This is a genomic window from Pseudomonas sp. B14(2017) (assembly GCF_002113255.1).
In the GTDB taxonomy this organism is placed as follows: domain Bacteria; phylum Pseudomonadota; class Gammaproteobacteria; order Pseudomonadales; family Pseudomonadaceae; genus Aquipseudomonas; species Aquipseudomonas putida_Z.
Genome location: NZ_NEJY01000008.1, coordinates 176,233 through 200,644 on the forward strand (window position 1 = coordinate 176,233; position 24,412 = coordinate 200,644).

Here is a 24,412-nt window from a genome sequence, read left to right on the forward strand (position 1 = left end):
CGTCTCTCCTCAGAGCGCGTCTTGCAATTGCGGAACCAACTCGAACAGGTCGCCCACCAGGCCATAGTCGGCCACCTGGAAAATCGGTGCTTCTTCGTCCTTGTTGATCGCCACGATCACCTTGGAATCTTTCATGCCCGCCAGGTGCTGGATGGCGCCGGAGATACCGACCGCTATGTACAACTGCGGGGCGACGATCTTGCCGGTCTGACCGACCTGCATGTCGTTAGGGGCATAACCGGCATCGACCGCGGCGCGCGAGGCGCCCACTGCTGCCCCTAGTTTGTCCGCCAGGTTGTACAGCAGACTGAAGTTGTCGCCGCTTTGCATGCCGCGGCCACCGGACACCACGATCTTGGCGCCTGTCAACTCTGGGCGATCCGACTTGGCCAGTTGCTCGCCCACGAATCGGGACCGGCCTTGCTGGAATGTGGCGTCAATCACTTCGATGATTGCGTTGCCGCCTTCGGCTGACACTGGGTCGAAGCCGGTGGCGCGTACGCTGATCACCTTGACTGCAGCAGAGGACTGCACGGTGGCGATGGCGTTGCCAGCATAAATTGGCCGCTTGAAAGTATCCGGACTGACCACCTCGATGATCTCGGAGATCTGGTCCACATCGAGCAAGGCAGCAACCCGTGGCAGGTAGTTCTTGCCATTGGTGGTGGCCGGCGCCAGCACATGGCTGAAGCCTTTACCCAGCGACGCCACCAACGGCGCCACATTCTCTGCCAGCAGATTTGCATAGGCCGTGTTATCGGCGACCAACACTTTGGTGACCCCATCGATGCGCGCCGCCGTCTGAGCGACTTGGTCGACCTGTTGACCCGCCACCAGTACGGCAATGCTGTCGTCGATTTTCCGGGCTGCGGCCACGGTGTTCAATGTAGCGGCGCCCAGGACGCCATTGCTGTGTTCAGCGATTACCAGGACAGCCATCAGATCACCTTCGCTTCGTTCTTCAGTTTTTCGATCAATTCGGCCACGGTTTTCACCTTGATACCGGCGCTGCGCACTGCGGGGGCCTCGACTTTCAGAGTTTTGATCGTCGAAGTCGTAGCGACGCCGAGTGCCGATGGAGTCAGCGTCTCGAGGGGTTTCTTCTTGGCTTTCATGATGTTCGGCAGCGATGCATAACGCGGCTCGTTAAGGCGCAGGTCGGTGGTGACGATCGCTGGCAGGCTGAGCTCAAGGGATTGCAAACCGCCGTCGATTTCACGCGTGACATTCAGCTTGTCACCCACCACTTCGACCTTGGAGGCGAAGGTGCCTTGGGCATAACCGCTCAGCGCGGCCAGCATCTGGCCAGTCTGGTTGTTGTCGCTATCGATGGCCTGCTTGCCAAGAATCACCAACCGCGGCTGTTCCTTGTCGACCACAGCCTTGAGGGCCTTGGCGATCGTCAGCGAGCTCAAATCATCAGTCGCCTCGACCAGAATGGCGCGATCGGCTCCAAGAGCCAGGGCGGTGCGCAGTTGTTCCTGCGCCGCGTTCGACCCTACTGTCACCACCACCACTTCTGTTGCGATGCCCTGTTCCTTCAGCCTTACCGCCTCTTCCACAGCAATTTCGCAGAAGGGGTTCAGGGCCATTTTCACGCTGGCCAGTTCAACGCCGGACTGGTCTGCCTTGACGCGGACCTTGACGTTGAAATCGACCACGCGCTTGACTGCAACGAGGACTTTCATGCTTGGGATTCTCCAACAGGGCTGGAACGGGAAAGGATTCGACGGGCGCGTTCGAGCAGAGGGCGATCAACCATCGCACCGTCGACTTGAACGGCGCCGCCATTTTCGGCGGCCTCAAGCACTCGACATGCCCAGTTGATTGCCTGGGCATTCGGTTGAAAGGCTTCCAGAATCGGTGCTACTTGCCGGGGGTGGATTGCCAACTTGCCGCCAAAACCCAAGTCGGCAGCGATCTGAGCTTCTTGGTGAACCAACGCTGGATCGTCAAAACCAGTAGTGACTCCATCAATCGGCGAAGGCAAACCAGCAAGGCAAGATTTCAGCAGCAATGCACCACGGAAATACGCCAATGCTTCACGGCTTGGCTGGCAACCCAGATCGAGGGCCAGGTCTAGTGAACCGAAGGCCGCTTGCACAACGCCAGGCTCAAGCATCAGCCAAGTCAGGTGTTCATAGGCTGCGGCAGTTTCTACAAGCGCAATTACCGGCACCTGACGACCAAACAACGCATGCACCAGACGGACATCTGCTGGGGTTTCAGCCTTGGCCAACATCAGTGCATCGAAATGTGTGTCGCGAAGCGCGGCCACGTCGGCCTTGAAATGTGCGCTGGCTGTTGCGTTGATCCGGATGATGACCGGTACATTGTCAATGCCATGGTTGGCTACAGCCTCTCGAGCCAGTTCTCGGGACTGTGGCGCGACGGCATCTTCCAGGTCCAGGATCACTGCATCAGCGCCGCTGTTAGCCGCCTTTGCAAAACGTTCAGGACGGTCGCCCGGGACGAACAATGGGGCTATCGGGGCTCTGTATTCACTCAACATGATGCGCTTGCCTCCATATTCAGGTTGGCATCAGCATCTTGGGTCCAGGCCTGCAGGCTATCGCCCTGCTCTTTCCAGGACACCGCCGCGCGGAATACCTTCCCGGCGATCAGCGGTACCTGCCCGCGATAGGCAAAGCGGGCAGGCACTCGGCCTGCGTGCCGGGCTGCCAGGTTGAACAACAGGCTGGCCTGCAATGGCCCGTGCACCACCAAGCCCTGATAGCCCTCCACTTCGGTGGCGTAGGGCAAGTCGTAATGGATGCGGTGGGCATTGAAAGTCAGTGCCGAGTAGCGCATCAGCAAAGTCGGCGGGGTCTCGACCCAGTGCTCCAGTTCGCCCACGCGCTCTGGTCCGCCCGCAGGCGCGGCGCCCGGCTCGGCCGGCGCACGGTAGACGATGTCCTGCCGCTCGCGGATGGCCAGCACGCCTTCGCAGGACAATTCATGCTCGACGGTGACGAAGCACAGTTTGCCGCTGCGGCCCTCCTTGAAACGGATGTCGCGAATGGTCGACAGCCGCTGGATCGGCTTGCCGATGGGCAATGGCGCCAAGGTTTCCACCTCACCACCGGCCCACATACGCCGTGGCAGCAATATAGGGGGCAGGAAGCCACCACGGCGTGGATGACCATCTTCACCCAGCTCCGCCATGCTCGCTGTTGCCGGGCTCGGCGCCAGGCACCAGTGCAAGCCTGGCGGTGCAGCACCCTCGGACTCCCACAAGTGCGGTGCCAACGTAGCCCGATAGGCGTCGAGCATCTGCGGCGTGATGATCGCCTCGCAGCGCTCCTGACGCCCCAGCCAGTCCTGGAGTTGGCCCAGATCGTTATCGCTCATGATCATGGCCTCAATAGGAACGCGGCATGCCCAGCAAGTGCTCGGCGACGTAGCTGAGAATCAGGTTGGTAGAGATCGGCGCCACCTGATAGAGGCGGGTTTCGCGGAACTTGCGCTCCACGTCGTATTCGTTGGCGAAACCAAAACCACCATGGGTTTGCAGGCAGGCGTTGGCGGCTTCCCAGCTGGCCTTGGCCGCCAGGTACTTGGCCATGTTGGCGGCGGCGCCGGCATTGCGGCCGCTGTCATACTCTTCGCAGGCACGCCAACGCATCAGGTCGGCCGCCTCGATTTCGATATGGGCCTCGGCAATCGGGAACTGCACGCCCTGGTTCTGGCCGATGGGACGACCGAACACCACACGGTCGCGAGCATACTGGCTGGCCTTCTCGACGAACCAGCGACCGTCACCGATGCATTCGGCGGCGATCAGCGTGCGCTCGGCATTCAAGCCGTCGAGGATGTAGCGGAAGCCCTTGTCCTCTTCGCCGATCAGGCTGCTGGCAGGTATCTCCAGATTGTCGAAGAACAGCTCGTTGGTTTCATGATTGACCAGGTTGGCGATGGGCTGCACGGTCAAGCCATTGCCAATGGCCTCACGCAGGTCGACCAAGAAGATCGACATGCCATCGACCTTCTTCTTGACCTCCGCCAACGGCGTGGTACGGGCCAGCAAGATCATCAGGTCCGAATGCTGCACCCGGGAGATCCACACCTTCTGCCCATTGATGACGTACTTGTCGCCCTGCCGCACAGCGGTGGTCTTGATCTTGGTGGTGTCGGTACCGGTGGTTGGCTCGGTCACGCCCATCGATTGCAAACGCAGTTCGCCGCTGGCCAGCTTGGGCAGGTAATAGCGCTTCTGCTCCTCGCTGCCGTTACGCAGCAGGGTGAACATGTTGTACATCTGTCCATGGATGGTGCCGGAGTTGCCACCGCAGTGGTTGACCTCCTCCAGAATCACCGAGGCTTCGGCCAGGCCAAGGCCCGAGCCGCCGTATTCCTCCGGGATCATCGCGGACAACCAGCCCGCCTCGGTCATGGCCTTGACGAACGCCTCCGGGAAGCCTTTTTCCTCGTCGATCTTGCGCCAGTATTCAGTTGGGTATTCCGCGCACAGGGCACGAACACCCTCTCGAATGTCCTGGTAGCGCTCTTGGGCGTGTGTGGCATTCATAAAACTCGACCTCATGAAATTCGTTAAACCGGATCCCAGCAGAACACGTCAGCGCTGACCTGCAGCGGAGTGAAAGAGCCTGACAATGCCGGCATACCGTGCTCGGCGATGGCCTGGGCGGTCCAGCCTTCCCCCTGCTGCACCGAGCGCACCGGGCGGTTCTGGCTCATCAGGAAGATTTCGTTGCGACGTACGGTGAACACCTGGCCGTTCACGTCCTTGGCCTGGTCCGACAGCAGGTACACCGCCAGCGGGGCGTTCTTTTCCGGGGTCATCTGCTTCAGGCGCTCGACCCGGGCCTTTTCTTCCGGGGTGCTGTCGGGGATCGCGCTGGTCATCCGGCTCCAGGCGAATGGCGCCAGGCAATTGGAGCGCACGTTGAAACGCTGCATGTCCAGGGCGATGGACTTGCTCAGCGCCACCATCCCCAGCTTGGCCGCCGAGTAGTTGGCCTGGCCGACGTTGCCGATCAGCGCCGAGGTGCTGACCATGTGCACGAAGGCGCCGCTGTTCTGTGCACGGAAGCGTTCGGCGGCAGCACGGCTGACGTAGAAGCTGCCGTTCAGGTGCACGTTGATCACCGACTGCCAGTCCTCCACGCTCATCTTGTGGAAGATCACGTCACGAATGATCCCGGCGTTGTTCACCACGCCATCGATGCGGCCGAAGCTGTCCATGGCGCAGGTGATGATGTTCTGCGCGCCGCTCCAGTCGGCGACGCTGTCGGTGTTGATCACTGCGCGGCCACCGAAGCCTTCGATAAGTTTCAGCGTTTCCTGGGCCGGGGTGGATGAGCCGCCCTCGCCGCCCAGCGACACGCCCACGTCATTGATCACCACCGAGGCGCCGGCACGTGCCATCTCCACGGCGATGGCCCGGCCGATGCCGCCACCGGCACCAGTGACTACCACTACTTTGTTGTCGAGCATGTCGTTCTCTCCGTCGTTCGGTTACAGGCCGAGCATCGCCTTGGCCAGGATGTTGCGCTGGATCTCCGAGCTGCCGCCGTAGATGGTCGCGGGACGCGCCTGAAGGAACAGGCCGGTAGGATTGAGGTTGCCGTTGCCTTCGATTGGCTCCAGGTACGCCGCGTACTCGCCGCTGATCTCCAGCATGTAGTCGGTGATGCGCTGGAACAGCTCGGTCTGGTGCACCTTGAGCAACGACACGTCGGCACCCAGATTCTCGCCACGGCGCAGGCGCTCGGCGAAGGTCTCGAACAGCAGCTTGTGGTCGTCCAGGTCCAGGCGCAGGCGGGTCAGGCGGTCGCGGAAACCCGGCTCGTCGTGAAGGCCCAGGTGCTCACCGAGGACTTCCAGGCGGGTCAGGGCATTGGCCGACTGCTTGGGCGAGCCGAGGAAGATCCGCTCGAAGCCCAGCAGCGCTTTGGCCATGGTCCAGCCGGCGTTCATTTCGCCGACCAGGTTGGCCTTGGGCACGCGCACGTCATCGAAGAACACCTCGCACAGCTCGTCGTGCAGGTCGAGGTTCAGGATTGGCCGCACGGTCACCCCGGGGCTGTCCATCGGCACCAGCACGAAACTGATGCCCTCCTGTTTCTTCGCCGTCTTGTCGGTGCGTACCAGCATGAAGATCCAATCGGCGTCGGTGGCCAGCGTGGTCCAGATCTTCTGGCCATTGATCACCCATTCGTCGCCGTCGAGTACCGCCTCGGTACGCAGGCTGGCCAGGTCGGAGCCGGCGTTCGGCTCGCTGTAGCCCTGGCACCAGATATGCTCGCCACTCAGGATGCGCGGCAGGAAATACTGCTGCTGTTCGGGCGAGCCGTAGCGGATCAGCAGCGGGCCGAGCAGCATGATGCCGTGGTCCGGGGTACGGGCCACGCCGTAGTTCTCGAACTCCTCGGTGTAGATCAGCTGCTTGGCCGCCGACAGGCCCATGCCGCCGAATTCGCGGGGCCAGCCCGGGCACAGCCAACCGTGCGCGGAAAGGGTCATGTACCAGTCCTTGACTTCCTCCCAGTGCAGGCGCTTGGGCAGGTCGCGCAATTCATCCGGGAAGTGCGCATGCAGGAATTCGCGGACCGTCTCACGGAATGCGCTGTCGCTCAGGGCGTTGAAGTCGGGCAGTGTTACTTGTTCGCTCATGATCGTGTCCTCAGGCGCTGGCCAGGCGTGGCATGCAGGCGTCGTAACGGCGGCGGTGCTGGTCGGATGAGCCATACAGGTTGGCCAGGGTCATGGCCTTGCGCAGGTACAGGCCGACGTCGCATTCGTCGGTGTAACCAATGGCGCCATGCAGCTGCACCGCCTGGCGGGTGACCAGCAACGCGGCGTCGGCGGCACGGGCCTTGGCTCGGGAAACGGCCGCACGACGTTGGGTGGCGGGTGCGCCGGCATCGCAGGTCGCTGCCGCCGCTTCCAGGCTGGCCCGCCACAAAGCCAGTTGCAGCTTGAGGTCCACGGCGCGGTGCTGCAGGGCCTGGAAGTTGCCGATGGTCTGGCCGAACTGCTTGCGGGTGCGCAGGTAGTCCAAGGTCAGAGTGAACGCCTGTTCGGCAGCGCCCAGCAGGTAGGCGGCAGTGCCCAGGGCGGCTTCGTCCAGGGCGTCGGACAAGGCCTGGGCCTGCAGGGGCAGGGTTTCAGCGGGGGCGTTGTTCAGGTGCAGGTGGCCGAAATGGCCACCGTCCTGGGTGGTGATGATTTCCAGCTCCACACCGGGCGCCTTGGCGTCCACCAGGGCCAGGCCATCGGGGGTGCTGACCAGGAAGCCGTCGGCACCAGCGGCCATGGGAATGCACAGCTTGCGCCCCCGGACCTTGCCGTTGTGCAGGCGGGTGCCGCCTTCGGTAGCCTCCAGGTTGTCGACCTGCTCTTGCAAGGCCGGCAGCAGCAGGCGCTCGCCGCTCAGCTGCGCAGCCCGTTGCTCGCCATCGAGCAGGCGCGCCGCCAGCACCGCCGGCACGAAGGGCTCGGGCAGCAAGGCGGCGCCGAACACTTCCAGCAAGGCGCAGTACTCAGCCATGCCCAGGCCAATACCGCCCTGGGCCTCGGGTAACGACAGGCCCAGCCAGCCGTTATCGGCCATCTCGCGCCATACCGCACCGTCGAACCCCGGCACCTGGTAGCGCAGGCCGCGCACCCGAGCCAGCTCACTGGCCGGGGCGAACGCCACTGCGCTGTCGCGGATCATGCGGATGTTTTCCAAACGTTCTTCAGACGAATGCATCTCGGTCTCCTGATAGCCTGGTAATGAATTCAGTTCTGGGTGGAGGTCGGGGCAAATGTCGCCAGGCCGTTGCTCACCACCAGGGCGTCACGTTCCAGGACACGCGCACGGAAGGAGCCGTCGCGCCAGATCTCGCTGCGAATGGTTTCCCCCGGCAGCACCGGTGCGGAAAAACGCAGCGCCATGCTGCGCAGGGCGCCGGCGTCATAGTCGCCAAGGGTCTTGAGTAGGGCGTGGCAGACCACGCCAAAGGTGCACAGACCGTGTAGGATCGGCCGGCTGAAGCCCGCCGCACGGGCCACGGCCGGGTCTGCGTGCAACGGGTTGTCGTCACCATTGATTCGGTAGTAAAGGGCCTGCTCCGGGCGGGTGGGCAGGTCCACGCAGAAGTCGGGCTCGGTGTCCGGCACCTGGTGGCTGCCACGCAGTGGCGTGCTGTCACCCCCAAAGCCTCCGCCACCACGCAGAAAGGTCGTGCTCAACGTGCTCGCCAGCAACTGCCCACTCTGCGCGTTACGCACTTCTTTTTGCGTGTAGAGCAAGGCTCCCTGTCCCGCCCCCTTATCAGCCACGCCAAGGATCCTGGTCGCGCCGATCACTTCCCCTTCCACAGGAAGCGGGGCATGCAGGGTAATTTCCTGCTCGCCATGCACCACACACTTGGGGTCCACCCCCGAGCGCGGGTCGCCCAGCCAGAAGCCAGGGTGCCCGAGTACCAGTGCCATCGAAGGCATGGCGTGCAGGTCGCGGCGGAAGTCGACATAGCCCAACTGCCGATCATCCAACGGGTCGCAACCCATCCCGACGGACAGTGCATAGAACGCCGTCTGTTGTCGGGTCAGGGTTTGGCGGACCACAGGGATCGGATAATCAAGCAGCTTTTCAATCTCGATGGGCATGGTGCCATCCCCTTGTTCTTGTCGCTGTTCATGACTTGAGGGGATGTTTCAGCAAGCGAACTTCCAATTCAATTTACGAATTCGAAAGTGCCTCCTCGGTGAAACCGCATTGCAATTCATCGATCGTCAGGGCCACGCATAGCCCGCTGTTGACCTGGCATCGGCATTGATTCTGTTCAACGAATCGGAAGTGCCACTTGGCGTTTCATAAATTGAATTCCCGTATTGCCTGCCGAATCATTCAACTCAATAAGCCGTGCCTGGGCATGCCTGGGTGGATATCGAATCGCTACATCGCTACAGAGAGGTCGAGCAGTGGAACGGGAATCAATGGAGTTCGATGTCGTCATCGTCGGAGCCGGCCCATCGGGCCTGGCCGCGGCTTGCCGACTGAAGCAGAAGGCGTTGGAAACGGGCCAGCAGATCAGTGTCTGCGTGGTCGAGAAAGGCTCGGAAGTCGGCGCCCATATCCTGTCCGGTGCCATCTTCGAGCCCCGTGCATTGGACGAGCTTTTCCCGGATTGGCAAGCACTCGGCGCCCCGTTGATCACACCGGTGAAACGCGACGATATCTACTTTCTCCGGGACGCTGAACGGGCCAGCAGAGTCCCTGGTTTCTTCGTTCCTCGTACCATGCACAACGAAGGCAACTTCATCATTTCGCTGGGTAACCTGTGCCGCTGGCTGGCACAACAGGCTGAAGCCTTGGGTGTGGAAATCTACCCTGGGTTCTCCGCTCAAGAAGCGCTGCTCGATGAAGATGGCCGGGTTTGCGGCATCGTCACAGGCGATCTGGGCGTGGACCGTGAAGGCCAACCCAAGGCCGGCTATTACACTCCCGGCATGGAACTGCGCGGCAAATACACGCTGTTCGCGGAGGGTTGCCGTGGGCATATCGGCAAGCAACTGATCAAGCACTTCGACCTCGACAGTGAGGCCGATGCGCAGCACTACGGCCTTGGCATCAAGGAAATCTGGGACATCGACCCGGCGCGACACGAGCCTGGCCTGGTGGTGCACACCGCAGGCTGGCCGCTGAATGACGAGAACCCCGGCGGCTCGTTCCTCTACCACCTGGAAAACAACCAGGTGGTGGTCGGACTGATCGTCGACCTGTCCTACAGCAACCCGCACCTGTCACCGTTTGACGAGTTCCAGCGCTACAAGCACCACCCGGTGATCAGCCAGTACCTGGAAGGCGGCAAGCGGGTCAGTTATGGCGCCCGGGCAATCTGCAAGGGCGGTCTGAACGCATTGCCCAAGATGGTGTTCCCCGGCGGCGCGCTGATCGGCTGTGACCTGGGTACCTTGAACTTCGCCAAGATCAAGGGCAGCCATACCGCGATGAAGTCGGGCATGCTTGCGGCAGAGGCCCTCGTGCAAGCACTACAGGCAGGACGTAGCGGAGACGAACTGTTCGAGTATGTCGAAGGGTTCAAGGCCAGTTGGCTGCATGACGAATTACTGCGCAGTCGTAACTTCGGCGCCGCCCTTCACAAGTTTGGGGCGATCGCAGGCGGCGCCTTCAATTTCATCGACCAGAATCTGTTCGGCGGCAAACTCCCGTTCACCCTTCGCGATACCCGCCCTGACCACAGTTGCCTCAAGCCGGCCAGCGACGCACCGCGGATCGAGTATCCAAAACCTGATGGCAAGCTGAGTTTCGACAAGCTCTCCTCGGTGTTTCTTTCCAGCACCAACCACGAGGAAGACCAGCCGGTTCACCTCAGGCTTGCCGATCCGAACCTGCCTATCAGCAACAACCTGCCCCTTTTCGATGAGCCTGCCCAACGTTATTGCCCTGCGGGCGTCTATGAAATAGTCGCGGCCGAAGGTGGCGACAAACGCCTGCAGATCAATGCGCAGAACTGCCTGCACTGCAAAACCTGCGATATCAAGGACCCCGCCCAGAACATCACCTGGGTCGCCCCAGAAGGCACCGGCGGCCCCAACTATCCCAACATGTAACCTTTTCCCGACAGGACGCACACCATGAAAACACTCGCAGCCCTCCTCGCAGCCATGGCACTAGTAGGTTGCTCAAGGGGATTTTTGGAATCCCACTCCACAGGTTTCACTGGCGACAGTGAAAAGACCGCACAGGCGTACGTGCAGTGCCTGGAGCCCAAGTGGCAAGCACCGGCCACCTCGCTTTCGAAAACCAAGACGCCTACCGGCTACACACTGGAAGTGTCCGCTTTGCATATCGGCCCCATTGCATTGGCCGTGATCCATGAACAGACACCGGGGATCCGCGTCGAAGTCTTCTTGCCGACGGCGCAGGGCCGGGCAGAACGGTGGGAAGAAGCTGCGAGGGCGTGTTTGTAGACGAGACGGGGCAGGTCTGAACGAACGCTTAACGGTCATCGGTAACGACGTAGCCGGCTCGCGAGTGAGCCCGTCAGAAGACGCTTAGTCTAGAGGGCGAGGGTGTCAACGATAAACCGTCGCAGCACTGGGCACGGCATCTCCATATCTTGTGCTGAGCGACTAGCGGCCGCGTCAGATTGAAGAACGTTGGAAACGTCGTCAGCCAACTTCAACCGATGACCGAGTTTCTGGCTCGGGTTGTAGGTAATGGACTGTAAGTAGTGGAAAAGCGGCCCACTTGAGCTGAGTGGCGCTTGCTATATGAAGGGTTGCTTGCAGGTTCATGCTTCGCCGCTCCGACAACCTATGCGCGCGCCGCTTGTGGGCTGGTTTGACGATGCAGGGCGGGGCTGCTGGCGAGTAGCCGAGTAGATTGCTCAATTGATGGAAAAGCTGCGGGCCGGGTGTTGCGATACAAGGTTCAAATATCGTGCCCGAGGTGCAGAGGCTTAGGAGCGCCGAGGCGCTCTACCTTGCCCAGCCAGTTGCCAGCGCTCCATGCCTCAGTCGTTGTCCGCCGCCCAAAGGTTTCGACAGTTAACCTAGGCGCCATCTTCTCCCTCGCAAATACGAATGCATTTTCGCATTGAAGGCAACTGCATCCGCGTGCACTAGGCCAGCTCGGCGGTGCTGCTTAGGATTGATTCGGAAAGTAGCTGACCGACAACTGATGTCCTGATGCCAGCCCCTCCACAGATGGGGATTTGATGGTCCCCTTCTTGCTGGCAATCCCGATCAAGGCCAGCGGTTGACTGTATTGCCAATGATCAACTCACGTACGCCATTGGCATGCTCGATCTGCTCCCCCAACATAACCATGCGCTGATTGACGCCATAGTCATGAAACGCCCTCGCCTTGTCGATCAATGACAAGTCCAAGGTCACGCCGTGCCGCGACTCGCCGCGCCCAGCCTCGAACAGCGTTCGGCCATACGGATCTACCGCTAGACTAGCCCCCACGAACACACTGCCATCCTGCCCGTCACCGACCCGGTTGGCTGCCACTGCGAATACCTGGTTCTCCATCGCCCGGGCCATTACCGACACGCGATGCACATGATCCTCAGGCTCTGCCAGGCCGTCGGTGATCAACATCAACTGTGCCCCGAGGGCCTTCAATCCGCGCGCGGTTTCGGGGAACTCGCTGTCATAACAGATCAACAGTCCCAGACGCACACCGCGCCATTCAACGGTGGCAAAGCGGTCGCCCGGTACCACGATGCCGTGTTCCGGCACCCACAGGTGAGTCTTACGGTAGGTAAGCAAGATGCCTTCAGGGGCAATGAAAAGAGTCGTGTTGTAGAAGGTGCCATTGGCATTCTCATACAGGCCCAACACTACCGCTACATTGCGCTGGCGTGCCTCAACGACTACGGCCTGCACCGCGTCGCCGTCAATGGCTTCGGACAGCGAATCCACATCATCTGCGGTAAGGAATCCGGTCAGATGCGATTCGGGAAACATCAGAATATCGGTGTCCGACTCACACCGGGCCATGGCCTTGAGAATGCCTTTGAGATTGTGGGCGGTGTCGCCGTCGCGGGTTTTCGTCTGTACCACTTCGATCTTCATGGGTAGTCCATCTCGCTGCGCCCGACCCTTCCGCGGGCTAGGTGACATTCGCGAAGGGTGATGCAAGTATGAAAATAATCGCCCACAAAACAATCACTTCGACGGGTTAACCCGGGGGTAGGCATGAGCTTCAACTTGCAGGATCTTTCGTGGCACCAAGGCGTGGGCCAATGCGTCGAGCACCTGGACCGGCCGAGCTTCTGGCACACCTTGGCCACAGTGCTCGCCGACTTCGTAGAGGTGGACACCTGGGTGGCGCTGCTATTCAGCCACGACAAGCCGCAGATCTTTGCCCAAAGCCCCTACAAACACGAGGGTATCGACCCACTGGTGAGTGAATACGCCAATCGCCTGTACCTGCTTGACCCTTTCTATATCAACAGCCGTGAGCAAGCATTGACTGGCCTTGTGCGCCTAGCCGACGTTGCGCCGGAGCAGTTTCAACAGACCGACTATTACCGCTTGTACTTCACTCACAACGTGGTCGCCGACGAAGTCCAGTTCAACCTGGCACTCGGCGATGGACGCACGCTGTGCCTGTCACTGGGTGGGCGCTCACGCTTCGACACCCAGGCCATCGCTCAACTGGAGTTGGTGCGCCCCTGGCTTATCGGCCTGCTTCGCCAGCGCCTGCACTTCGAGCAGTTGCCCGAACGCACACCGGCAAAACCCGGGCCTCGCCTCGCCCAAAGGCAGGACGATGCATGCCGCAAGCTAGAGTCGGCCCTCACGGCTCGGGAACTGGATGTGGTAAGGCTGATTCTTTCGGGGCACTCCAACAAGGAGACGGCGAACAAGCTTAAGTTGTCCGCCGAGACGGTGAAGGTCCATCGGCGCAACGTCTATCGCAAGCTGAATGTGAACTCCCAAAGCGAGCTGTTCTCGCTGCTGTTCCTCGCCGGTGATGACTTGGCCAACCTGAACCCTGCGCCCCAGCCACCGCGAGCCATTACCCCGGGTTAATCATTCGTCGTTATAGAAATACTTGCCGGTCCCCGCATACTAGACCGGCAGTAGCTCACAAGCGCTCACCTGCCCCCACCACTCCCCGGCTCCTGGCCTTGGAGTTCCAATTCAGCCTCCTAGAAAAAACACAAAAGAGGATGAAGCATGGCTCATTTCGTTCAAAGCCCGGTCCGTGGCATAACCACTGCGCAGCAAGAGGTCGCCCATGCCTGATGCTACGCCCACTAAACTTTCTCTGACATCCCTGACGGCCTTCGGCCTGGCCTACATGTGCCCAAGCCTGGCCATGGTCATCTTCGGCGTCATCTCCGACCGTAGCGGCGGTATCGCCCCGAGCGCCTTCTTGCTGGCCACCGGAGCCATGCTGCTGTCGGCCCTGAGTTACGCCAAGCTGTCACGCCTGTTTCCAGTGTCCGGTTCAGCTTACTACTACGCAAAACGCCTGCTCGGCCCAGGCTGTGGCTTCGTGGTCGGCTGGGCGGTGCTGCTGGCTTATCTGTTCATGCCCATGGTCGCGTGGCTGTTACAGTCAGTGTTCCTCAATGCCCAGTTTCCACAAATCCCCACCTGGGCTTGGCTGCTGATTAACATTGGCCTGACCACGGCAGTGACCGTCAGCGGCATGGCCTTGACCGACCGCCTGAACAAACTGCTGACATCCCTGAGCGTGGCCTTGGTACTGCTGTTTATCGGTTACTGCCTGCGCTATGTAGCCGGCCTGCCTCAAATCGGCTTCACCCACGCTGCGTGGAACGATCACAGCACACTGACTGGCCTCACCGCCGCTGCCGCGATCGCGGCTTATTCATTTCTCGGCTTCGACGCCGTGACCACCTTGGCCGAGGAGGCAGAGCAGCCCAAGCGCGATATTCCCCGGGCGGTGCTGTTAGTGATCTGTCTGGGCGGGCTGTTGTTCACGGCGGTGGCTTACCTGATGCAACTGAGCCACCCCGGCGGACAGTTCGCCGACCCTGAGACAGCGACTTATGCACTGTCGCTTGAAGTCGGAGGCCAATTTTTCGCTGACTTCATCAACCTCGGCGGCATTGTCGGCGGGTTCGCCTCCTGCCTGGCGGTGCAAGTCAGCGCCAGCCGGTTGCTGTATTTCATGGGGCGCGAAGGTGTGCTACCTGCACGCTACTTCGCTCGACTGCAAGGCAAGGCGCGCACACCAGTGTTCAACCTGCTGTTGATCGCCGGGCTAGGGCTGATAGGAATCTGCGCGGATGTGAGTTCAGGCGCATCATTGATTAATTTCGGTGCTTTTCTCGCGTTCGCAGCGGTGAATACCTGTGTGATCACCTATTACCTGCGTGAACGGCACAGGCAGCGACTGAGCAGTGTAGGGTTTGTGGTGCTTCCGGTGCTGGCTATTGGGGTTAACCTCTATCTGCTGTCACTGTTGAGCACAATGGTGATATTGGCCGGGGTGGCCTGGTTGGTGTGCGGTGGGTTGTACCTCACATGGCTGACAGCGGGTTTTTGCAAACCAACACCGGGACTGGTGGAGGTTGAGTCTTGAAGTACCCGTTAGAGCACACCCACATCCGCGTAATAGCTGGCCAACCACCACGCTGATCAGCGAGTTACTTCAGTTACTACTTCATGACGATCTGGGCGACTGCCTGCGGGTGCCAGTCGCCAGTTGCTGCGCGACGGATATCTGATCGGCGTCGCAGCCAGGGGCGCCTGGCTGCCCTCCTTTCACCTCGGGTGAACGGCACTGGAAACGCGAGTCTTTCATTCGTAACTACCCCCAGGGTTACCCCTTCGATGGGATAGGAAATTGCCAGGCAAAACGCATACTGACTGCGCGTTGTGCAATAAAAACATAATGTTCTGGTGTCAGTACGCACCAATGGGGCTTCTCGAATCGGCCCTGTGCCACCAGACGCAATGATCAGCCTGGAGCCCCTTATGCTACTTTCACGCCTCATCAAATTTGGCACAGTCTCATTACTGAATATCCAGGCTCTTGTCGCCTGGGCAGAGCCTGCCACCGTGCACTTGTACAACTGGTCGGATTTCCTTGCGCCTGAAACGGCCAATGAACTCGAAACAACCACCGGTACCCGCCTGGTTCAAGATGTCTTCGACAACGCAGAGGTGATGGAAAGCAAGCTGATGGCCGGGCGTAGCGGCTATGACGTGGTCATGGTGCCGGACGACCTCCTGCCAAACTTCGTCAAGGCAGGTGTGCTACAACCGCTGGACCGCTCGCAATTACCCAACTGGTCACACCTGGCACCCGAAGTTCTGCAAAAGCTGCAAGTGAACGACCCTGGCAATCGTTATGCCGTCCCCTATATGTGGGGTACCACAGGTATCGGTTACAACGTGGACAAGGTGTCCAAGGCCCTGGGCGTGAATGCCCCCGTGGACTCCTGGGATCTGCTCTTCAAAAAGGAAAATATCAGTAAGCTCAGCCAATGTGGCGTGGCAATGCTCGATGCACCAGTGGAAATCATCCCCATTGCCTTGCACTACCTGGGTCTTTCGCCCAACAGCAAGAACCCGGCCGATTACGACAAGGCCGAAGCGTTACTACGTGAAGTCCGGCCCTATGTTCGCTACTTCGATTCTTCGAAGTTCCCCACCGACCTGGCCAACGGCGAAATCTGCGCGGTGATTGGTTGGAGTGGTTCAGTGTACAGCGCAGTACAGACGGCCGAGCGGGCAGGAAATGGTATCAAGATCGCCTAAAACATACCGCGGGAAGGCGCACCGATATGGATGAACAATATGGTGTTGCTCAAGGACGCGCCACACCCGCAACAAGGATACGTGCTGATGAACTATATCCTGGAGCCGCAGATCACCGCCCGGAATTCCAACTATGTCGGTTACCCGAATGGCAGCAAAGACTCCAATACCCTGATCGATGCCAAATTGCGTGATAATCCGACGTTGTACCCGACCAAGGCGGTCATGGATACCTTGTACCCTTTGGAGACCTTGCCTCTGCGGCTCGAACGCGTGCGGACCCGTCTCTGGACCAAGATCAAGTCAGGCACCTAACCTGTTCAGGCAATTATCCTCAACGCCAATACCGGTGATCATCCACCACCCGCTGGTGCTCGGCAAACAACAACGGTAGTTGCTCCTTGAGGAAATCCAGCCAGGTGCGCACCTTGGCATCCAAGTAGTGGGGGCCCACTTGACGACTTTTCTTAGGGACGGGAGAGTGCTGGAAAATGCCTATACCTATTTGAAGGGCCATCCACTCAACCCCTTCAGCGAGCAAGACTTCATCGACAAGTTCCGCTTGTGCGTCCCCTACTCTGTGCTGCCATTGCCCGATGCGGTGGTGGATAGGATGACTCACGACATACTGCAACTCGAGCGTTTCGATAATGTGGTGCCTGTGCTGATCGACCCGTTGGTCCCCTAAGCACGTGCCTAGGCTTTGCGGGGGCAGGTTCCCCGCGCCCGCAGGGCCCTCGCCTAGTCAGCAGCCGTATTGGTTCGCCCAGCGCATTCGGCATCCGCGTGCCTTGGGCTGCTCCTCTTTATTCACCACTTCGCGCCACCAGCGCTCAGCCGCACGCGGCGAGCGCAGGTCGACCCGCTCACCCATTCTGGGGGTAGCCACAGGAACGCCTTGCTGCCCTGCCCACTCCAGCACTTGCTCAAAGGGTTCGTACCAAGCATGCAGTGCAAGGTCGAACGTGCCGTTGTGGATCGGCAGCAACCAGCCTCCATCTAGGTCCAGGTGGGCCTGTACGGTCTGCCGAGGATGCATGTGCACATAGGGCCAGTGCTCATCGTAGGCGCCCGTTTCCATGAGCGTCACATCGAACGGCCCGAAACGCCGCCCTATTTCGGCAAAGCCATCGAAATAGCCAGTGTCGCCACTGAAGAACATCTGCAACTCCGCTGCCTGGATCACCCACGAGCACCACAGCGTGCGGTTGCCATCTCGCAGCCCCCTGCCGGAGAAATGCTGCGCGGGTGTCGCCGTCAGGCGCAAGCCACCCACCTCGATGCCTTGCCACCAGTCGAACTGATGAATCTTGGCTGCCGGCACACCCCAGGCCAGCAGCCGGTCGCCAACACCCAGCGGCGTGAGAAAGCACTCCACCTTGGGCGCCAGTGCCTTGATCGTCGCCCGGTCCAGGTGATCGTAGTGGTCGTGGGAAAGGATAACGCCTCGAATCGGTGGCAGCTCATCCAGGGACAAAGGAGGTGCATGGAACCGCTTCGGGCCCGCAAACGTGAATGGCGAGGCACGTTTGGAAAACACCGGGTCCGTCAGCCACCAGCCCTCGCCCAGCTTGAACAGGACCGTGGAATGCCCCAGGCGGAACAAGCTGGCGTGCGGCGCAGCATCGAGCTGTGCACGGGTCAACTGCAGCACCGGCACCGGCGCACGCGGCACCGTGAACGTTGGCTTGTTGAACAGCGCGTTCCAGATCGTCCTGGCGTCGGGTTCAGGCATGTCTGCAGGGCGCGGTGACAGATTGTGAAAGCGCCCCTCGCGAGATTGGGGAGAGTCGCCGTATTCGAGAATCGGTGTGCGCATCAGTGAAGGGCGTTTCAAGTTGCAGACCTCGTGCGGGCGCAGTGGTTGAGCAGACAGTATAAAAACGGTCACTCAAACGGGTTTGCCCAATTCAACGAGCTGCATGCCTGATCCTGCTGCCCACTATCGCACTCGTTTCATTTGTGCAAGAAGCTCGTGGAATCGGGCAAGGAAAGCCATGGCCGGCTTCGTAGCATGCAGTTGTCCAACTGCCTCGGAAAACGCGCCATGAACTCCCCTGTACATTTCGACTGCATTGCCGGCTGCGGCGCTTGCTGCAAGGGACGCTTCGTACCCCTGACCCTCGCGGAAACCGAAGCCTGGCTGGCCCGTGGCGATGATGTGGTCGTGCTCCTGGAGGCATTTTCCACCCTGGGTGCCAACGAGCAATCTCCAGAATACCGGCATAACCACGCTCGCTCAGCGGCGGCGCGCTCCGGTTCGGCGGACATTCAGGTCATTGCGGTGTTCGCGGCGGCCAATCTGCAGGGCTGCCCCAACCAACTCGCCGATACCCGATGCGGGATCTACACCGAGCGACCACTGGTATGCCGAATCTATCCGATGGAGGTCAATCCGTTCATCGTACTGAACCCGGCAACCAAGGAGTGCCCGACAACGGCATGGTCACAGATGGATGGGGAGCCCTTGATCGCTTCGGATGGGCTGCCACCACCCGCCTTGCTTCAGTTGATCGACGCCTCGCGGCAGGCCGACCGCGAAGATGCGCTGGCCAAGGTCAATATCTGCCGCCACCTTGGTTTCACCACCACGGCCTGGAAAGGCAATGGATTCACGGTGTTCTTTCCAACCAACGAACAGCTGCGCCTAGCGATAGCCCACCAGAGCAGCTCGCAGGCGCCAGACACCCAGTGGGATGTGCGCGCCCATGGCGAGGCACTGCATTTGGAGCTTGCCCAACTGGGCATTCAGCTGGCGAGTGAAGCGCCGGATCAGGTTTTCATTCCACTGGCCAGTTAACGATCATGCCCGCCCGTTACCACTCAGACGATCCGCAGCACTTCGCTCAGTGCAGCGCGGCTGGTGCGGAAGCTGTTCACGGGGTGCTCGCTATCGGCGTAGCCGAAAGAGATGCCGCAGACCATGGGACAATCCTCGGCTGTCCCAAAGTAGTCACGAATGAACCGGGCATGCCGTGCCAATGCCGCTTGTGGCGCGGTGGCCACACCGTGGGCCTGGGCTGCAAGCAGGAAGGCGCTGATGAAGCCACCACAATCCACCGCCGCGTATGGACCCAACTCGGCCCGTGTGGTCAGGATGGCCACGTGCGGTACGGCATATCAACCGCTGCATGGATGCACTGCCTGAAGGCGCTACAGCCGAGGATTGTTTCAAGGCTGCATTGATGGGGCAGTTGCTCGGTGGCGCGTTCAACTATGTGGACCAGAACTGGTTCGGCGGCAAGCTGCCGTTCACCCTGCACGACACCAAGCCAGACTACGCCTGCCTGAAGCTGGCGGCCGACTCGCAGAAAATCGAGTACCCGAAACCGGACGGCAAGCTCAGCTTCGACAAGCTCAGCTCGGTACGGGTATCGAGCGAGCCTCCCCACTGGTCGTTTAGTTGGTTCAAGGCCGGCGACAAGAAGTTCTGAATCAGAAAGCCGTGTGCTCCATGCAAATCCACACCATCGAAACCTGCCTCTATGGCGCGCCGGGTAGTTTGGGCAAACGCCTCTACCAAACCGAGGATCTGCGCTTGCGTCAGCGCCCGCGGTGTTACATCACCGCTGTTGAACGGCCCCGCGGGCGCCCTGACAGCACTGGCACTGACGATTTCGCCATCTGGCGCTTGTTCCGCTATGGCCTTGCTGCCCGGGTGGAAGATTTGCAGCACTGCGGGCGCCCCGCCACTTTTCGCGGCCTGGGCAAGGCGCCGCAAGCTAGGCAAAAAATGATCGTCCCATGCGGCGAACTCATTATCGAAGCCGATGCCCTCGACGCTCACATGGGTGCAGCCAGTGATTACCAGGCCCACGCCTTGCACGCGGCGGCGATAGTAAGCCAGTTCCTGTTCGGAGGTGCTCGCGTCGGGATTGGCGGACCAAGTGGTCATGGGTGCCATGGCCAGGCGATTGTCGACGCTCAGGCCATTGGCGAAATGCAGAGGACGAAAGACGCCGGGGTAGTTCGGTTTCATGGTGCGTTCCAGAAAGAGTTGGCGTGGCGGTGCCAGCAAATGACAACGGGGGACTTCAGTTCAGGCGCAATCGACGGATGTCGCGCTGGGGCGGTTCGCCGAACAGCCGGGCATACTCACGGCTGAACTGCGATGCACTTTCATAGCCGACCCGCGCGGCAGTCACGCTTGCATCCAGGTTCTGCGTGAGCATCAATTGGCGGGCCTCCTGCAGGCGTAATTGCTTCTGGTACTGCAGCGGGCTCAAGCCGGTTATCGTGCGAAAGTGCTGGCGGAAAGTCGAAGCGCTCATGTGGCAACTGGCGGCCAGTTGCTCGATCTTCAGCGGTTCGGCGAAATGGCGCTTCAGCCAGTTGATGGCACCGGCGATCTGCTGGCTGGGCGCACCCTGGTTGATCAGGTGGCGCAGCTGGGCACCATGGGGGCCGGTCAGCAGACGGTAAGCGATCTCACGCTGAATCAATGGCGCCAGGTAGGGAAACAGCACAGGGTCCGACAGCAACTGCACCAGGCGCAGCACTGCATCCAGCAGCCCATCGGTCAATGGCTCCACCGCCATCGAGCAGAAGCCACAATCGCGGGTGGGTGACGGCAGACGCAGTTCGGTAGCCAGTTGCAGGATGTCCTGGGGGGCCAGGTGCAACATCAGGCCGAGGAACGGCTCTGCGTGGCTGCCTTGGACCACAGTGGATACCACCGGCAGATCGACGGCCGTCAGCAACGATTGCCCCGGCCCGAAATGCAGGACCTGGTCACCCAACACCACCTGCTTCTCGCCCTGGGCAGTAATCCCCAGCCCCAGGCCATAGATACAGTGCATCGGCTGGGTCACCGCGCGGCGCCGGTGCAAGGTCAGGCCGGGGATGGCCGTCTCGTAGTCGCCGTCGGATGGCGCGATGCGGGCAATTGCCGCGGCCAGGGCGCGACTGTTAGTAACAGACGGCCGCGAGGGTTCGAAAGGCGCGTTCATGGGCTACCTCGGTAAACGTTGGCAGGTCAGTGGGTGGGGGTTGGCGTCGCGTTCGCGGGCAACCAGTCCTGATCGATGCGTCGCAACATCTGTTCGCGAGTGAGCTGCCGAGTCATGCGCCCGCGTAGCACCGAACGGTGCTCGAAACTGCTGGCGCCTTGTGCCATGACGCGATCACGAAACGCCGCGATGTACTCGGGGGCGAAATGACTGTTGTAAGTGTTGAATAGCACCACACGACGTTGTAGGCGTTGATCGTTCATCGTGGTTTGCTCCTCTGGCGGTAACTGCCAGACGTTGAAAATGTTGAAGCCAGTATAAGGACGAAGGTCAAGCCGACTTTGCCTATTCCAACGGTAGACTTGCTCGATCTGTTTGAATTTTTGGCAAGCTATCCCTTCAAAATCCAGGCTTGTCTAGGATGCTTTGAAGTCGTGCTAAAGGCGGGGATGAAAAATTTTGCCTAAATCGGCAGATTCGGCTTGAGCGGGCCAGTGCATGACACACTGGCCCACCAGCACTGTTACAGATGTTTGCGCAAGAAGGAGACCGCCTGAGCCATAGCCAGCGCCACGGGCTCCGGTTTGTCGTACAGGTCGTAATGCGACCAGCCTTCAGCGACATAAATCTGCTTATCGGAAGACGCGGCCCGCCCATAGATTTCCCAACCATCGCGGTAGGCCCCGAAACCGCCTGGCTTGTCACCAATGACCACCAGCAATGGCTGGGTCAACAGCGATTCGGCATGCAGGAAAGCATCCCAACCAAACGCTGCGCTGTTGAACGAGAACAGACCGCTGGTGGCGCCATTGGGCTGTTGCCCACGTGCAGTCTTGTAATAGTCGGTCGCCTCAAGCACATCGATATCGGTAATCCCGGCTGAACGACCCTCCTCCACTGATCCTGGAAGGTAGTTGATCACATGCCGAGCGCCACCTTGAGCTTCAGCCGTCCGTTGAGCGGCCATGGCCTGCAGCGCTGCTACCGGCTGGAAGTTACTGAAGCCCTCACGAATCAGGCGGCCGAAGTTGACCCCGGTGATCGATACCAGCGCTTTGATGCGGTGGTCAGTTATGGCGGCATGCACCGTGTAGGCGCCACCGCCACAGATGCCAAGGGCACCAATGCGCGCCGGATCGACGTAGGGCAACGTCACCAGGTAGTCGATGGCATAGCGGATGTCGGACACGCGAATCGACGGATCCTCCATGAAGCGAGGCTCGCCACCGCTGGCACCCTGGAAGCTGGCATCAAATACGACGACCACGAAGCCCTCTCGTGCCAGGCCAGCGCCGTAAACGTTGCCGGCGGTCTGTTCCTTGCAGCTCCCGATCGGGTGGGTGCTGATAATCGCCGGGTATTGCTTGGAGGGATCGAAGCCTGGCGGCAGATACAGATCCGCTGCAGTTTCCCAGCCCAGGTTCTGGTATTTGACGTGCTTGACAGTGATATCGCTCATGGGATTCTCCAATTAGGTCGTATACACAGGGAGCAGTGGGTTACATGAACGCCGGCTTGTCGCCGTCACTGCCGGGTTTGTTGACGCCCACGTTGTCACGCGACAGCCAGTTGGGCGTCTCGATGATCCGTACGATCAGCGCCGCGACACTCTTGCGCGACACCTCGGTGCCCTGGAAAGGCTCATGTCGGCCAGTGGTCTCGTAATCCACTTCATCGTGTTCGGTGAGCCAGGCGGCACGTAGAATGGTGTAGTCCAGATCGCTGGCCTCGATCAGATCGGCAGATCGCCGGTATGGGCCAAGGTATTGGCCGATCTCACGATGGTTCCACTCGCCGAACTTGCCGGGAATCTCGTCATAGATGCCCAGAGAGTTGACAAAGACCAGACGGCTGGGGCCTGCCGCGTGCATGGCGGCAATGATGCGATCGGTCTGCTCATCGATTTCACCAGCAAGGTTGGCGTAGACGATGTCTTGCCCAACCATGGCGCGAACCAGGGCGCGTGAGTCCAGCGCGTCACCTTCAATGACGGAGGCATTGGCCGCAATGGGATCTTGCAGTTTGCTGGCGTCACGCACATAGAGGGTTAGCTTTACGTCCTCGCGCCCGGCCAGCATGGCAACGACCCAGCGCGCAATCTGCCCGGAGGCACCGATTACCAGTACGTTTGTCATCTGTCGATCCTGAAATCTGTATGGGGTAGTTGGCGGCGCCTGGTCCGGCGCCGCCCGGCACAATCAGAGGTTGGCCTGGAAGAACGGCGTCAGGTGCGTCATGGCCGTATCGACCCCTGGGCCGTCGTACAGGTCCATGTGCGCCAGACCGTCAAGCACCACCAGTTCCTTTTGCCCCAGCGCCTTGGCATGCAGCTCCTGGCTGTGCCATAGGGAGCCGGCTTCGCTGCCCGCAATAACCAGCGTGGGCTGGGTCAGCAATTGGTCGATCAGGTCGAACGCATCGAAGGCGACCCAGGCGCCGAGGCCGTTCATCAGCATCTTGTTCTGTGCATTGGGATGCTGGGCGCGGGGCGTCAGGTAGTAGTCGGCCGCTTCCTGCAGGTCACGCGGGGCACTGGTATCACCTAATTGCGGAACATAAGGTGCATACACCGGTTCTGCGCCAGCTGCTTCGGCCGAGCGCTGACCTGCCAGTGCGTCGAGCACCGGCAACAAGTCGTTGATGGACCCTTTGCCCTCCCAGCCTTTGCGCGTGGCCGTACCTACGTTGACCGCACTGGCGGTAGCCAGCGCTTTGATGCGGCGATCGACCGAGGCCGCCTTGGCGGCAAAACCACCACCGGCACAAATGCCCAGCACACCGATGCGCTGGGCATCGACGAAGCCAAGGGTGGCCAGGTAATCAACAGCGCTGTAGACATCAGCGACGCGATTCATCGGCTCGTCCAGGAAGTGCGGTTCGCCGCCGCTCGCTCCTTGGTAGGAGGCATCGAACGCCAGGGTTACGAAACCTTGCTCGGCCAGCAAGCGTGCATAGGTGCCTGCGGTTTGCTCCTTTACACCGCCGCCCGGGTGAACGGTGATGATCGCGGGATATTTTTGGCTTTCAGAGAATGCTGGCGGCAGGTAGAGGTTGCCTGCCATCACGATGTTGCGGTTGTTGAACTGGATGTCTTGCATGGTGTTGCCTCCAAGTGGGCAGCGCTTCTGCCCTTCGTTGGAGACAAGTATAGGAACGGGCAGACTCGGATTTTTGCCTAATCGGTCGGCTTGCTTGCACGTTCCAAGGAGATTGCACAGTCGTGTGAAAATGCATGA

23 protein-coding genes and 4 pseudogenes are annotated in these 24,412 nt (G+C 60.4%); 8 read left to right on the forward strand and 19 right to left on the reverse strand.

Annotated elements, in window-relative coordinates:
- Positions 1–9: 9 nt before the first annotated feature.
- Genes CAG34_RS10390 through CAG34_RS10430 form a run of 9 tightly spaced genes read right to left on the reverse strand, consistent with a single transcriptional unit; the run spans position 10 to position 8,616 of the window.
- Positions 10–939: an electron transfer flavoprotein subunit alpha/FixB family protein gene (locus CAG34_RS10390; protein WP_025339155.1), complete on the reverse strand. Its 930-nt coding sequence runs from the start codon at positions 937–939 to the stop codon at positions 10–12.
- Positions 939–1,688, reverse strand: coding sequence for an electron transfer flavoprotein subunit beta/FixA family protein (locus tag CAG34_RS10395; protein ID WP_085589743.1), 750 nt, complete (start codon positions 1,686–1,688; stop codon positions 939–941). The genes CAG34_RS10390 and CAG34_RS10395 overlap by 1 nt, the downstream gene beginning before the upstream one ends.
- Positions 1,685–2,512 carry a CoA ester lyase gene (locus tag CAG34_RS10400; RefSeq protein ID WP_256573543.1) on the reverse strand — a complete coding sequence of 276 codons (828 nt, stop codon included), beginning with the start codon at positions 2,510–2,512 and terminating at the stop codon, positions 1,685–1,687. Before CAG34_RS10400 ends, CAG34_RS10395 begins: the two co-directional genes overlap by 4 nt.
- Positions 2,506–3,351: a MaoC family dehydratase N-terminal domain-containing protein gene (locus CAG34_RS10405; protein WP_085589874.1), complete on the reverse strand. Its 846-nt coding sequence runs from the start codon at positions 3,349–3,351 to the stop codon at positions 2,506–2,508. Before CAG34_RS10405 ends, CAG34_RS10400 begins: the two co-directional genes overlap by 7 nt.
- 10 nt (positions 3,352–3,361) lie before the next feature.
- Positions 3,362–4,528, reverse strand: a complete 1,167-nt coding sequence (locus tag CAG34_RS10410) for an acyl-CoA dehydrogenase family protein (protein ID WP_085589747.1) — start codon at positions 4,526–4,528, stop codon at positions 3,362–3,364.
- Between the two features lie 23 nt (positions 4,529–4,551).
- Positions 4,552–5,457: an SDR family oxidoreductase gene (locus tag CAG34_RS10415; RefSeq protein WP_085589749.1), complete on the reverse strand. Its 906-nt coding sequence runs from the start codon at positions 5,455–5,457 to the stop codon at positions 4,552–4,554.
- 21 nt (positions 5,458–5,478) lie between these two features.
- Complete coding sequence (locus CAG34_RS10420) at positions 5,479–6,618, reverse strand: acyl-CoA dehydrogenase family protein (RefSeq protein WP_085589876.1); 1,140 nt, start codon at positions 6,616–6,618, stop codon at positions 5,479–5,481.
- A 28-nt stretch (positions 6,619–6,646) separates the two neighbouring features.
- Entirely contained in the window at positions 6,647–7,717 is a 1,071-nt protein-coding gene (locus CAG34_RS10425; protein ID WP_025339162.1) for an acyl-CoA dehydrogenase family protein, read from the reverse strand.
- A gap of 29 nt (positions 7,718–7,746) precedes the next feature.
- Complete coding sequence (locus CAG34_RS10430; protein ID WP_085589751.1) at positions 7,747–8,616, reverse strand: MaoC family dehydratase; 870 nt, start codon at positions 8,614–8,616, stop codon at positions 7,747–7,749.
- A 315-nt stretch (positions 8,617–8,931) separates the two neighbouring features.
- Here CAG34_RS10430 and CAG34_RS10435 point away from each other — a divergent pair, with 315 nt between their 5' ends.
- Positions 8,932–10,584, forward strand: a complete 1,653-nt coding sequence (locus CAG34_RS10435; protein ID WP_085589753.1) for an electron transfer flavoprotein-ubiquinone oxidoreductase — start codon at positions 8,932–8,934, stop codon at positions 10,582–10,584.
- Positions 10,585–10,608: 24 nt separating this feature from the next.
- A complete protein-coding gene (locus CAG34_RS10440) occupies positions 10,609–10,944 on the forward strand; it encodes a hypothetical protein (protein WP_085589755.1) in 336 nt (111 codons plus the stop codon).
- A gap of 777 nt (positions 10,945–11,721) precedes the next feature.
- Here the strand turns inward: CAG34_RS10440 and CAG34_RS10445 are convergent.
- On the reverse strand, positions 11,722–12,558 hold the full coding sequence (locus CAG34_RS10445) for a carbon-nitrogen hydrolase family protein (RefSeq protein ID WP_085589757.1): 837 nt from the start codon (positions 12,556–12,558) through the stop codon (positions 11,722–11,724).
- Positions 12,559–12,681: 123 nt separating this feature from the next.
- On the opposite strand from CAG34_RS10445, the gene CAG34_RS10450 reads away from it, so the two are divergent.
- The 3 genes and pseudogenes from CAG34_RS10450 to CAG34_RS10460 all read left to right on the forward strand — a co-directional run bounded on the left by CAG34_RS10450 (position 12,682) and on the right by CAG34_RS10460 (position 16,542).
- Positions 12,682–13,521 carry a helix-turn-helix transcriptional regulator gene (locus tag CAG34_RS10450; RefSeq protein WP_085589759.1) on the forward strand — a complete coding sequence of 280 codons (840 nt, stop codon included), beginning with the start codon at positions 12,682–12,684 and terminating at the stop codon, positions 13,519–13,521.
- Between the two features lie 208 nt (positions 13,522–13,729).
- Positions 13,730–15,046, forward strand: coding sequence for an APC family permease (locus tag CAG34_RS10455; protein WP_085589761.1), 1,317 nt, complete (start codon positions 13,730–13,732; stop codon positions 15,044–15,046).
- A gap of 395 nt (positions 15,047–15,441) precedes the next feature.
- Positions 15,442–16,542, forward strand: a pseudogene (locus tag CAG34_RS10460) (polyamine ABC transporter substrate-binding protein).
- 19 nt (positions 16,543–16,561) lie between these two features.
- On the opposite strand, the pseudogene CAG34_RS27885 reads toward CAG34_RS10460, so the two are convergent.
- Positions 16,562–16,672, reverse strand: a pseudogene (locus tag CAG34_RS27885) (LysR family transcriptional regulator); the annotation flags it as partial.
- Positions 16,673–16,708: 36 nt separating this feature from the next.
- On the opposite strand from CAG34_RS27885, the gene CAG34_RS10465 reads away from it, so the two are divergent.
- The gene (locus CAG34_RS10465; RefSeq protein ID WP_139833407.1) at positions 16,709–16,915 is read left to right on the forward strand and encodes an MmgE/PrpD family protein; all 207 of its coding nucleotides are present in this window, start codon (positions 16,709–16,711) and stop codon (positions 16,913–16,915) included.
- A gap of 57 nt (positions 16,916–16,972) precedes the next feature.
- Here CAG34_RS10465 and CAG34_RS10470 read toward each other — a convergent pair whose 3' ends face one another.
- Positions 16,973–18,046, reverse strand: coding sequence for an MBL fold metallo-hydrolase (locus tag CAG34_RS10470; RefSeq protein WP_178080877.1), 1,074 nt, complete (start codon positions 18,044–18,046; stop codon positions 16,973–16,975).
- Between the two features lie 195 nt (positions 18,047–18,241).
- Between CAG34_RS10470 and CAG34_RS10475 the strand changes: the two genes are divergently transcribed.
- The gene (locus CAG34_RS10475) at positions 18,242–19,027 is read left to right on the forward strand and encodes a YkgJ family cysteine cluster protein (protein ID WP_085589767.1); all 786 of its coding nucleotides are present in this window, start codon (positions 18,242–18,244) and stop codon (positions 19,025–19,027) included.
- Positions 19,028–19,050: 23 nt separating this feature from the next.
- Here CAG34_RS10475 and CAG34_RS10480 read toward each other — a convergent pair whose 3' ends face one another.
- Positions 19,051–19,332: a nitroreductase family protein gene (locus CAG34_RS10480; RefSeq protein WP_085589769.1), complete on the reverse strand. Its 282-nt coding sequence runs from the start codon at positions 19,330–19,332 to the stop codon at positions 19,051–19,053.
- 83 nt (positions 19,333–19,415) lie between these two features.
- On the opposite strand from CAG34_RS10480, the pseudogene CAG34_RS29175 reads away from it, so the two are divergent.
- Positions 19,416–19,604: pseudogene (locus tag CAG34_RS29175) on the forward strand (electron transfer flavoprotein-ubiquinone oxidoreductase); the annotation flags it as partial.
- Between the two features lie 44 nt (positions 19,605–19,648).
- Here CAG34_RS29175 and CAG34_RS10485 read toward each other — a convergent pair.
- From CAG34_RS10485 to CAG34_RS10510, 6 genes and pseudogenes are all read right to left on the reverse strand, one after another.
- Positions 19,649–20,206: pseudogene (locus CAG34_RS10485) on the reverse strand (hypothetical protein); the annotation flags it as partial.
- Positions 20,207–20,261: 55 nt separating this feature from the next.
- Positions 20,262–21,176: an AraC family transcriptional regulator gene (locus tag CAG34_RS10490; RefSeq protein ID WP_085589773.1), complete on the reverse strand. Its 915-nt coding sequence runs from the start codon at positions 21,174–21,176 to the stop codon at positions 20,262–20,264.
- 26 nt (positions 21,177–21,202) lie between these two features.
- A complete protein-coding gene (locus tag CAG34_RS10495) occupies positions 21,203–21,439 on the reverse strand; it encodes a hypothetical protein (RefSeq protein WP_085589775.1) in 237 nt (78 codons plus the stop codon).
- A 260-nt stretch (positions 21,440–21,699) separates the two neighbouring features.
- On the reverse strand, positions 21,700–22,635 hold the full coding sequence (locus tag CAG34_RS10500; protein ID WP_085589777.1) for an alpha/beta hydrolase: 936 nt from the start codon (positions 22,633–22,635) through the stop codon (positions 21,700–21,702).
- Between the two features lie 40 nt (positions 22,636–22,675).
- The gene (locus CAG34_RS10505; RefSeq protein WP_085589779.1) at positions 22,676–23,311 is read right to left on the reverse strand and encodes an SDR family oxidoreductase; all 636 of its coding nucleotides are present in this window, start codon (positions 23,309–23,311) and stop codon (positions 22,676–22,678) included.
- A gap of 63 nt (positions 23,312–23,374) precedes the next feature.
- The gene (locus CAG34_RS10510; protein WP_085589781.1) at positions 23,375–24,274 is read right to left on the reverse strand and encodes an alpha/beta hydrolase; all 900 of its coding nucleotides are present in this window, start codon (positions 24,272–24,274) and stop codon (positions 23,375–23,377) included.
- Positions 24,275–24,412 lie beyond the last annotated feature (138 nt).

Excerpts from the sequence above, each read along its gene's own strand:
- CAG34_RS10390 (WP_025339155.1), bottom strand. The coding sequence starts at position 939 with ATGGCTGTCCTGGTAATCGCTGAACACAGCAATGGCGTCCTGGGCGCC.
- CAG34_RS10395 (WP_085589743.1), bottom strand. The coding sequence starts at position 1,688 with ATGAAAGTCCTCGTTGCAGTCAAGCGCGTGGTCGATTTCAACGTCAAG.
- CAG34_RS10400 (WP_256573543.1), bottom strand. The coding sequence starts at position 2,512 with ATGTTGAGTGAATACAGAGCCCCGATAGCCCCATTGTTCGTCCCGGGC.
- CAG34_RS10405 (WP_085589874.1), bottom strand. The coding sequence starts at position 3,351 with ATGAGCGATAACGATCTGGGCCAACTCCAGGACTGGCTGGGGCGTCAG.
- CAG34_RS10410 (WP_085589747.1), bottom strand. The coding sequence starts at position 4,528 with ATGAATGCCACACACGCCCAAGAGCGCTACCAGGACATTCGAGAGGGT.
- CAG34_RS10415 (WP_085589749.1), bottom strand. The coding sequence starts at position 5,457 with ATGCTCGACAACAAAGTAGTGGTAGTCACTGGTGCCGGTGGCGGCATC.
- CAG34_RS10425 (WP_025339162.1), bottom strand. The coding sequence starts at position 7,717 with ATGCATTCGTCTGAAGAACGTTTGGAAAACATCCGCATGATCCGCGAC.
- CAG34_RS10430 (WP_085589751.1), bottom strand. The coding sequence starts at position 8,616 with ATGCCCATCGAGATTGAAAAGCTGCTTGATTATCCGATCCCTGTGGTC.
- CAG34_RS10440 (WP_085589755.1), top strand. The coding sequence starts at position 10,609 with ATGAAAACACTCGCAGCCCTCCTCGCAGCCATGGCACTAGTAGGTTGC.
- CAG34_RS10445 (WP_085589757.1), bottom strand. The coding sequence starts at position 12,558 with ATGAAGATCGAAGTGGTACAGACGAAAACCCGCGACGGCGACACCGCC.
- CAG34_RS10450 (WP_085589759.1), top strand. The coding sequence starts at position 12,682 with ATGAGCTTCAACTTGCAGGATCTTTCGTGGCACCAAGGCGTGGGCCAA.
- CAG34_RS10455 (WP_085589761.1), top strand. The coding sequence starts at position 13,730 with ATGCCTGATGCTACGCCCACTAAACTTTCTCTGACATCCCTGACGGCC.
- CAG34_RS10470 (WP_178080877.1), bottom strand. The coding sequence starts at position 18,046 with ATGCGCACACCGATTCTCGAATACGGCGACTCTCCCCAATCTCGCGAG.
- CAG34_RS10475 (WP_085589767.1), top strand. The coding sequence starts at position 18,242 with ATGCAGTTGTCCAACTGCCTCGGAAAACGCGCCATGAACTCCCCTGTA.
- CAG34_RS10490 (WP_085589773.1), bottom strand. The coding sequence starts at position 21,176 with ATGAACGCGCCTTTCGAACCCTCGCGGCCGTCTGTTACTAACAGTCGC.
- CAG34_RS10495 (WP_085589775.1), bottom strand. The coding sequence starts at position 21,439 with ATGAACGATCAACGCCTACAACGTCGTGTGGTGCTATTCAACACTTAC.
- CAG34_RS10500 (WP_085589777.1), bottom strand. The coding sequence starts at position 22,635 with ATGAGCGATATCACTGTCAAGCACGTCAAATACCAGAACCTGGGCTGG.
- CAG34_RS10505 (WP_085589779.1), bottom strand. The coding sequence starts at position 23,311 with ATGACAAACGTACTGGTAATCGGTGCCTCCGGGCAGATTGCGCGCTGG.
- CAG34_RS10510 (WP_085589781.1), bottom strand. The coding sequence starts at position 24,274 with ATGCAAGACATCCAGTTCAACAACCGCAACATCGTGATGGCAGGCAAC.